The organism is Kluyvera intermedia (assembly GCF_021440345.1).
GTDB lineage: Bacteria > Pseudomonadota > Gammaproteobacteria > Enterobacterales > Enterobacteriaceae > Kluyvera > Kluyvera intermedia_A.
Genome location: NZ_JAKCNS010000136.1, coordinates 1 through 7121, shown reverse-complemented (window position 1 = coordinate 7121; position 7121 = coordinate 1). Strand labels below are relative to the sequence as shown.

The following is a 7121-nucleotide window of genomic DNA, read 5'->3' as shown; positions in this document are numbered from 1 at the left end:
TAATCTAATCAATTTGTTTATAAATAAGGGGCTTACGCCCCTTTTTCCGTTTTTGAAAAGATCAACTCGGGATAATCTACCATTTCCACATAGTCGGATAGCTCTTTCATGGAACATCCAGCGCTGTATGTCTTAAACGCTTCTGTGGCTGCGGCCTGGGAAGAATGCCCGGTAATGTAACCAATTCTTTGTTCAGGAATGCCAGCCCGATCCAGGCAAGTGATAAAATGCCCCCTGAGACTGTGGAAACATTGACGATCTGTAGCGGTAGGCAATACACGATGGCGTAGCCTGGTAAACGCTTGTGAGTAGAATGGGCCTTTCTTACCGTCAGCACGGTTAATCTTGTTAGCCTGTGGGAATAGGTATTCTCCATAGCCGTGGCTTAGGTATTCATCGACAATTGTAGTTAGTCGGGAGTGAATCGCCACATGTCGGATTCCAGCCTTAGTCTTCGACTTTGAAATGAAGAACGTGCGTACACCTTCCACCGTTTTGATTTCTGACTTCTTGAGGCTTGCCAGTTCATCAAGGCGGCATCCTGAAAACAGCCCCATTATTATAATGTTCCTGATTTCCGACTCTGCTGCATCAAGTAGCTTTTGCATCTGGTCAGGCTCAAACGGCTGATAGCTCTCAATTGTTCGCCTTGCTTCGAGGTTATGACCGTGAAACGGGTTATCTGGTGTTATGTCGTCGTAACTCCTCCGCGCATACTCGTACAGACTTCCCAGGCATGTTAGCCAGTTCTGCACGGTTTGAGGGGCTTTCTTGTCCTGCTGGTTGATGAACATTGCCACTTGTGAGCGTCTGATCTCCGTGATCTGAATGTCTGCACGGTCAAGCGAAGTAAGAAATACCTCTACGGCACGAGCAGATTTAGCCAGCGTCGAGAATGAGCGCTTATCTCTGTATCTGTCAGCGTATTGATCGCGGATAGCGGTTAACGTTGGCACTGTCTGGAGTGGGGCGCGTAGCGTGGTTTGCTTATGCAATCCGGCTATGGCGTTTTGTATGCGCCGTACCTCCGTATTCGGGGAATACTGTTCCTTGAGTGTTTTCCACTCGATCAGCATGTGATTACGGAAGTGTTTAGCGGCGTTAAGGTCTTTGGTTCCCGTTGATTTCCGGTAGAGACGTTTCCCCCCGAAGATGTGGCGCATGTACGACGGGATGAAGATCTGAAACATCCAGACTCCTTCCGCAGTTGGATAAAGATAAGATTGGCCCTTGATAGACATGAGATTTATCCTCTAAAATCTCCGCTATCAACTACCAATGTTGAGATCTTTCGCGGCTCCTGGGCTTCTTTGTTCGATTCCCTTCGCCCGCTCCAAAACGCTTCTGAATCACCTCTATCTTATTGAATCCCTTGGCGATACGGCGAAAGCCTACCCAACAGTAGCCAGTTGCAATCTACTGGGTGACCCTTATGGGATACATTCGCATATATTATCCATCTCTCACATTCAATAGCGCGACCAGCAATCACCTCAAAGAGCGGTGCACTCGTGCCATCTGCTATCACTATCAGCCAACGGAATTTATTATTGCCAGCTGAAAGTGCATATCAAAAAATACGTATAAATACCGTCTATCCCTGGCCTTATTAATGATTACGCAGGTAACTGCCATACATCGTTTCCGGTCACTCACAACCGCATGATATTCGCTACCTGCTTCGGGGTTAACCTCCTGGCGATGACGAAGCTTGTGTAATGCCTTGCCCAGAGTTTTTGGACGCCAAAATAAAATAATCTTTTTGTGATTCTGCAAGTTACGTAAGAGATGTCGATGGGCATCAGTTTATTTTTTAATACACACGTTACAGAATATTTCAACCTACTTGCAATTGATAATGGATCTCATTATCATTTACACGATCTTATATACTATTAATATTACTTTAATTGGCATTTTATGCTGTGGTTTTTCTATTGCTTAATTTTAAATTTTTAAAAAAAGAATGTGAGCGTTCAGGGATTATTTGATAGCAGGGTAATTATTGTTATGAAAAGAAAAGCGCTTCTTCGGTTAAATACGCTCGTCTTATTTGCATTGTGTTTCCCGCTCACCGGGAAAAGTGCTGATAGTACTGAAGATAATGAGAATTTCTCGCTCGGAGAAATTAACGTTTTAGGTACCAGCAGTAATGATGAAGACAAAGATGCGTTAATTGAAAGCTATAGCTCACCGGTACCTTCCACCTACTTAGGTAAAGATGAAGTGGAGCGATACCGGGGGACGCGTAACACCGATATCTTCAATGATATGACGGGCGTACAAATGAATAACCCGGCCAACGAAGCAGGGGCGCTGGATCCCGGTATCCGCGGTATGCAAGGTAATGGTCGTGTGCCTGTTGTGATCGATGATTCAGTACAGTCAACCATGACTGAGCGTGGTTATCAGGGAAGCTCTGACCGTACCTACATCGATATGGATTTAATTCGCAGTGTGCAAGTTGATAAAGGTCCGGTCATTGGCGCTGATACGGCCGGGGCGACGGGCGGGCGAGTGGAGATGCGCACCATCAATGCCAATGATGTTATTCCGCAGGGTGACAGCTTTGGGATTAATTTTAATCTTGGAACTTATAACAATAACCGAATGCCGCATGAGTTTGGTAACTCATCGGAACAGCTGAACTATCATTTGCAGCGCGAACAAAAAGCGACTCATTTCCGTAATGGCTTTTATTCTCTGGCGATGGCGGGAAAGAATGACTATGGCAGCGTATTGCTGGCCTATACCGAACGTAGTACGGGTAACTATTTTGCTGGGAAAAATAACGCCGCGCGTTATGACAAAGGTAATCAGTTTGACCAGGTCACTCGTCCGGGCCAGGAAGTTGCCAATACCAGCAGTGAAAATACCTCTTTTCTTGCCAAAGTATCGGCAGATTTCTCGCCTGATAATAAGTTGCTGCTGACGTATCGCCGTCATCACCAGAAGGCAGGAGAGATCCTCTCGGCCTATCTGACCAAAAACCAGACCGCGAATGGCGATGATACCCAGGCTCAGTGGACATTAGGCACCGCTATCCTCGATGCGTTTAGTGCTACCCATAAATACAAATCGCCCACCAACAACTGGCTCAATCTGAAATCGACATTTTTCTATACCGAACTCCAGACTGAACAACACAATGGTTTCCTTGGTAGCGGCTCTTATGGTGATCAGTACTGGAACTCCGTACGCGACCGCCGTATTGGTATCAATGCCAGCAACACCTCGCTCTTCCCGGCGCTGCCGGTGGTGGGGGATTTTAAAGCAGAGTATGGATTTGCGCTGGAACAACAGTTAATCAGCCCGCGGGAAACCGAGCGCAGCGCAGGTTCGACCAACATTGACGGTAATCGTCGCAGCAGCAGTTTTTTCACCAATCTCAGCATTGATCCGACAAGCTGGGTCACTGCAACAGTCGGCTTGCGTAAGACTATCGTAGACCTGCACAGCAACCGTCAGATTGCATATACCCAGACCAACTATGATAACCCGGCTCGCCCCTACACGGTGACCAGTGTGGTTAAAGGGGTCAGCAAAAAGGATTTTCACTATAGCGAACGTCCTGACTTTACCAGCAGTCTCACATTCCACTTAACCCCAGACATTGATGTCTATACCAGTTATTCCAACGTGAGTCGCGCGCCAAGTGCTTATGAACAGATCAGTCAGGGGGGCACCATGAACAGTGCCAGCGCCAAAGGACAGTCGGTGGTCAAGCCCGAAAATACGCAGAACGTTGAATTTGGCGCAACCGGTCGTTTCAATGGGGTGCTGGCTGACGGTGATACGATGCTGCTCCGCATTTCGCGTTTCTATAACAAAAACCGCAACTATATTGCCCCGGCATTCATACCGACCAATGACATGTATGCCTTTGTTAACTATGACAAGTACACCACAAAAGGTGTCGAGCTGTCGGCAGACTATGACTCGGGGAAATTCTACACATCGGGTAGCTGGACGCATTATGACAAGCAGGAAGTATGCGCCGAATCACTTTCTGTTTTTCTTGGTGTTAGTCAACCGGCCTGTAATTCCACCGGATTCTCGTATGGAGGGATTTCGTCGCGCATACAGCCGAAGGACAACCTGGTGCTGAGAGCGGGCTATCGTTTCTTTGATGATAAGTCACTGGATGTGGGAGCGCGCTATCGCTACAACAGCAGCAAGAATAACCCGGAAAACTGGTTAGCCGGAACCGCGGCGCAGCAAGTAATGGAGGGCGCGGATGCCAATAACTTTGTCGATGTTTATGCCAGCTATCAGGTAAATCAAAACGTTACCGTACAGGCTGGTATCGATAACCTGACGAACCAGTACGCGATTGCCCCAGGTGCCATTATCTGGATCCCAGAGCCTGGTCGCACCTGGCGTTTCACCGTCAGAACGAAATTCTAAGAGGAGTATACGGCGCGGCTTACTCGCGCCGTTTTCCCTATGAAGAATTTAAGCAATCGCCCCCTTATTGCCCTCGTCATCTCGACGGCAATTCATGGCCTGGTGCTCTCGCTGTTCCTGGTTCGTCATAACCTTGTAATGACCCAGTCTCACAGCGAAGGTGAAAAGACGGTTATTTCCATCCAGATGTCTCTCGCCAACGTGCCTGCAATAGAGGTGAGCGAGACAGAGACTGCGGAAACGGCTACACCGCCGATTGTTGATGATAAGGCACTGATTAAGGAGAGATATACCCCACCTTCGACGCGCAAAGAAGAGGTGAAACCAAAGTGGAAACCGAAACCCCGCAAACCTCCCCGGAAAACGGTGGAAAAAAAACAGAAATCTCAGGTTGAACGGACGCAAGGAGAACCTACACAGGCATCGGATGCCGTAAATGCCCTTGAAGGTTCACGTAGTCCGTCACCACTGGCGGGTTCTTCAAGTGGGGCTCCGGTGACTAAAGCAGTTATTTATCGCGTTTGCTGACTTGTATCGAAAGCCATAAACAGTATCCGCCAGATGCCCGTAAGGCGGAGGGGAGAAGCATAGTGTCTTTCAGAATCGCGGATAACGGCGAGATTTACGCTGTATCGCTACGTAAGTCATCCGGATACTCAGTGCTCGATGCTGCGGCTATCAGCGCTGTTAAGCAAGGAAGTCTGGCTTTGCCGCCGCCTGCTGACGTGCCGCGAAGCATGAATGTCTCCGTTATCTTTTCAGTTCACCAATAATGGAGGCTATCTAGCACCATGCTCCCACAATGTCTGACATTTTTTTACTGGTTTATCTTTTTGGGTGTTATCTGCTCAGAGCTGCATCGTCGACTGGGTTATTTCAGCGGTGAATGCCTGGTAGGACGACTTCTGCTGTGGGTTGTCTTTTTCCTGTTCTGGCCGTTTTTTATGGTGATGTATGTGGTTGCTGGTACTGATAATACCCACATCAATGTACAACGTTCTGAATAAGGAGCCTCCCTGCCTTCAGTTATTTGATATTAAATCGGGCGGCAGAGCGTCTAATCCCTTGATGCAAAAGGCCCTACCGCCTTTTCATAAATCTTTATCACCTGTCGGCAGCTGCGCTCGCGACTGTCTGGTTGAGTACCTGGGACTCCTCAGTTCTGATGGTTCTCGCAGAGATAAGGGCAGCAAAGACCAGCGCGGTGCAAACCAGGAAAGCCAGCATAAACTGTCCTGTCATGAGCAAATACCCACCGCACCCAACGTACAGCAGCGCTGTGATGGTGCTGACCATCGCCACCTGTAACGCTCCAGCTTCACTGCGCCTGAAGGTGGTCCCGATAAGCGCGGCAATGAGCACCAGCCCAAATAACGCGCCTATGGCCGGGATACCGCAAATGACAGCAACAATCAAAAACAGGAGAATCTGATATTTGCGTTGTAGGGGCTTATTGGCAAAAAAATCGGATTCGTATAATTGGTTGGTGGCGACGTTAAAGATTCGTACCAGACGCTGTCTTCTGAATAAAAGTCGCACGCTTTGTCCTGCTTCTAAGTTCGGGAGAATGGCCGCGGGAAGCTCGATAAACTGTTTGCTATCACCTTCCTTGAAGGTAATTCCATTCCACAGTACCTGGTCAATATGGCCGGTCAGTAACTTTTGCTGCATTGGTCTTCACTCTTAGGGTTTTCATGAAAATAGGCGCGAATGAGCGGTTTGCTATCTGGCATAAATGTCGGGATACGCAGGCATCGGCAGATGGCCGGTCAGCAGATAGACGCAGTCCGGTTTTAGCTTAATCATCTGTTCTAAAAATGCCCCTGTAAGCATTGGGCTTAAAAATGAATAGTCATATTAATAAAGTGGTTATTGGCGTTATTAATTTAATAGTGATTAATTTTAACCGCGTTAATAGTGAATTAACGTAAAGAGAAGATAAGGGTTGTGTATATTATTTGATGGCGTGGCACTTACATCTAGGGGTTATTTTGTTAGCCTGCTGGGTCAATAATTTGCTTAGCCTCGTCTTTACCGATCTATTAGCAAAAAATGAAAGTGATACTTTTTCATACTCAATCGCGCGCCAGTCGGGAGCTGCTACAGACCCAAAGGGTGATCACCAGAATCAAAATCGACAGGGAATAGAGCAGCACGTTCATCGGCGAATCGTAGTGCACGATGATAAGACGAACAATCGCCGTCACGCCAATATAGACAAAATAACGTAACGGGAAATGGCTACCGGACTGAAAGTATTTGACGATCAGGGCAATAAATTCGAAGTACAGAAACCACGTCAGCAAGCCTTCAACAAAGTCGTAGCTTTTGACGGTGGCCGCATTAAAGAAGGTTTTGGCCAGAAACCAGGATTCCTTGCCGAGAAAAACCAGCAGGATGACGGCCAGGCACAACATTCCAATATTTAACACAAACTGAAGAGTGGCAGGGATGGTCGTTGTGAATGAAGTGGTTAGCGTTGTTCGCATTTTCGCGCTCTGCTCGGCGGTTCTATTACCGTCAGTATAGTCAGAATTAGCACTGCGGGTGTGGGCTTACTAACTGGTTGTGATGACCCTGGCTTACCGAGATATAAAACTGCCCTCCGATGAAGAGGGCAGCGAAGGGATTAGCGGTTATCGGTCTGGGCGCGAACATTGTTCAGCCCAGTGGTATTGATGCGGTAAGGCTGCCCGGGTGATGCTGCCAACTTA

At 47.7% G+C, this 7121-nt stretch carries 8 protein-coding genes and 1 pseudogene; 5 read left to right on the top strand and 4 right to left on the bottom strand.

All coding sequences use genetic code 11. The features are described from left to right. Positions 1-32: 32 nt before the first annotated feature. On the bottom strand, positions 33-1241 hold the full coding sequence (locus LZ634_RS22190) for a tyrosine-type recombinase/integrase (protein ID WP_070585337.1): 1209 nt from the start codon (positions 1239-1241) through the stop codon (positions 33-35). A 769-nt stretch (positions 1242-2010) separates the two neighbouring features. Here LZ634_RS22190 and LZ634_RS22795 point away from each other — a divergent pair. The 5 genes and pseudogenes from LZ634_RS22795 to LZ634_RS22175 all read left to right on the top strand — a co-directional run. Next, positions 2011-2499, top strand: a pseudogene (locus LZ634_RS22795) (TonB-dependent receptor plug domain-containing protein); the annotation flags it as partial. A gap of 111 nt (positions 2500-2610) precedes the next feature. Continuing rightward, complete coding sequence (locus LZ634_RS22185; RefSeq protein WP_414467758.1) at positions 2611-4407, top strand: TonB-dependent receptor domain-containing protein; 1797 nt, start codon at positions 2611-2613, stop codon at positions 4405-4407. 39 nt (positions 4408-4446) lie between these two features. After that, positions 4447-4935: a hypothetical protein gene (locus LZ634_RS22180; RefSeq protein ID WP_234508895.1), complete on the top strand. Its 489-nt coding sequence runs from the start codon at positions 4447-4449 to the stop codon at positions 4933-4935. Then, positions 4929-5180, top strand: coding sequence for an energy transducer TonB (locus tag LZ634_RS22790; RefSeq protein WP_414467757.1), 252 nt, complete (start codon positions 4929-4931; stop codon positions 5178-5180). The genes LZ634_RS22180 and LZ634_RS22790 overlap by 7 nt, the downstream gene beginning before the upstream one ends. An 18-nt stretch (positions 5181-5198) precedes the next feature. Next, positions 5199-5414 carry a hypothetical protein gene (locus LZ634_RS22175; RefSeq protein ID WP_234508894.1) on the top strand — a complete coding sequence of 72 codons (216 nt, stop codon included), beginning with the start codon at positions 5199-5201 and terminating at the stop codon, positions 5412-5414. 97 nt (positions 5415-5511) lie between these two features. Here the strand turns inward: LZ634_RS22175 and LZ634_RS22170 are convergent, their stop codons facing one another. The 3 genes from LZ634_RS22170 to LZ634_RS22160 all read right to left on the bottom strand — a co-directional run bounded on the left by LZ634_RS22170 (position 5512) and on the right by LZ634_RS22160 (position 7117). Then, on the bottom strand, positions 5512-6078 hold the full coding sequence (locus LZ634_RS22170; protein WP_234508893.1) for a hypothetical protein: 567 nt from the start codon (positions 6076-6078) through the stop codon (positions 5512-5514). Positions 6079-6482: 404 nt separating this feature from the next. Next, positions 6483-6896 (bottom strand): phosphate-starvation-inducible protein PsiE, encoded by a 414-nt coding sequence (gene psiE / locus LZ634_RS22165; RefSeq protein WP_234508892.1) that lies wholly within the window; start codon positions 6894-6896, stop codon positions 6483-6485. Positions 6897-7036: 140 nt separating this feature from the next. Next, positions 7037-7117 carry a YjhX family toxin gene (locus tag LZ634_RS22160; RefSeq protein WP_265179045.1) on the bottom strand — a complete coding sequence of 27 codons (81 nt, stop codon included), beginning with the start codon at positions 7115-7117 and terminating at the stop codon, positions 7037-7039. Positions 7118-7121 lie beyond the last annotated feature (4 nt).

Coding starts and splice junctions, on each gene's coding strand:
- LZ634_RS22190 (WP_070585337.1), bottom strand. CDS start 1,241: ATGTCTATCAAGGGCCAATCTTATCTTTATCCAACTGCGGAAGGAGTC.
- LZ634_RS22185 (WP_414467758.1), top strand. CDS start 2,611: ATGCCGCATGAGTTTGGTAACTCATCGGAACAGCTGAACTATCATTTG.
- LZ634_RS22180 (WP_234508895.1), top strand. CDS start 4,447: ATGAAGAATTTAAGCAATCGCCCCCTTATTGCCCTCGTCATCTCGACG.
- LZ634_RS22175 (WP_234508894.1), top strand. CDS start 5,199: ATGCTCCCACAATGTCTGACATTTTTTTACTGGTTTATCTTTTTGGGT.
- LZ634_RS22170 (WP_234508893.1), bottom strand. CDS start 6,078: ATGCAGCAAAAGTTACTGACCGGCCATATTGACCAGGTACTGTGGAAT.
- psiE (WP_234508892.1), bottom strand. CDS start 6,896: ATGCGAACAACGCTAACCACTTCATTCACAACGACCATCCCTGCCACT.